This window comes from Stenotrophomonas sp. P5_A9 (assembly GCF_056400525.1).
The window spans coordinates 1-1,339 of record NZ_JBFULC010000144.1; the positions used below are offsets into that span (position 1 = coordinate 1).

2 protein-coding genes are annotated in these 1,339 nt (G+C 69.4%); both read right to left on the reverse strand.

The genetic code is table 11. The annotated features are described in order from the left end of the window. Positions 1–71: 71 nt before the first annotated feature. Entirely contained in the window at positions 72–722 is a 651-nt protein-coding gene (gene msrA / locus AC1DR7_RS20300) for a peptide-methionine (S)-S-oxide reductase MsrA (RefSeq protein ID WP_457322227.1), read from the reverse strand. A 30-nt stretch (positions 723–752) separates the two neighbouring features. Then, positions 753–1,019, reverse strand: coding sequence for a putative signal transducing protein (locus AC1DR7_RS20305; RefSeq protein ID WP_256774968.1), 267 nt, complete (start codon positions 1,017–1,019; stop codon positions 753–755). Positions 1,020–1,339: the final 320 nt, after the last annotated feature.

Below are 1,339 nucleotides of genomic sequence, written 5' to 3' on the forward strand. Positions count from 1 at the left end.
TGTGTCGGCAGGCGGTGCGTCGGTGGGGAGGCAGCCGAGCAKGGCTCGGCTCTACCCCAYCCCTCGCCGGTTCAGGCATCCACGCSGATCGGGCAGCTGACGCCGGTGCCGCCGATGCCGCAGTAGCCGTTGGGGTTCTTGGCCAGGTACTGCTGGTGGTAATCCTCGGCGTAGTAGTACTCGGGGGCCGGGAAGTCGATGTCGGTCGTGATGGCACCGTGGCCGGCGTCGGTCAGGCGCTGCTGGTAGGCGTCGCGGCTGGCCAGGGCGGCGTCGAACTGGGCCTGGCGGGTGGCGTGGATGGCCGAGCGGTACTGGGTGCCGGTGTCGTTGCCCTGGCGCATGCCCTGGGTGGGGTCGTGGTTTTCCCAGAAGACCTGCAGGAGCTTGTCCAGGGAGATGACCGCCGGGTCGAACACCACCTCGACGATCTCGGTATGCCCGGTCAGACCCGAGCAGACTTCTTCGTAGGTGGGGTTCGGGGTGGCGCCCCCGGCGTAGCCGACGGAGGTGGAATACACGCCCGGCAGGGTCCAGAACGTGCGCTCGGCGCCCCAGAAGCAGCCCATCGCGAAGCGGATGCGCTGCAGGCCGGCGAAACCGTCCTTGAGCGGGTGGCTGTTGACGTAGTGCTGGTTGTGCAGCGGCAGCGGGTGCTCACGGCCCGGCAGGGCCTCGTCTGGACGCGGCAGGCGCTGTTTGAACGCGCCGATTCCCAACAAGCCCTTGGCAATGCCCAACATGGCGTTCTCCTAGGCCGGCAACAGGCCGGCGCTTTCGTCACCATCGAATATGGGGTCGTCCCCGCCGCTGCCCAAGTCGAGCCGGGCCACGATGTCTTCCGCCTCGGGACGGGCCAGGTCCGGCACGCAGACCCGCAGCACCCCGAACAGCGGCAGTTCGCCCATCCCGCCCAGCAGCGACTCGCCGAACACGAACGCCGGGATGCCGGCGTCTTCCAGCGCGTGTTTCACCAGATGGGCATCGAACAGGTTGTCGGCCTGGTAGATCACGTGCATGGGCGGGCTCCGGAAGGCGTCGGCCCAGCATACCCCCGGGGGCTGAAGGCGTGCCGACCGCTGCCCGGCTCCCCATGATCCGCCAGACAACCGGTAATGCCGGCCGCTGGCCGGCTMCCCACGACCCGCCAGACAACCGGTAGTGCCGGCCGCTGGCCGGCTCTGCACATTGCCGGCAGTGCGGGGAGCCGGCCAGCGGCCGGCATTACCGGTTGTCTGGCGGATCATGGGGAGCCGGGCAGCGGTCGGCACGCCTTCAGCCCCCGGGGGTATGCTGGGCCGACGCCTTCCGGAGCCCGCCCATGCACGTGATCTACCAG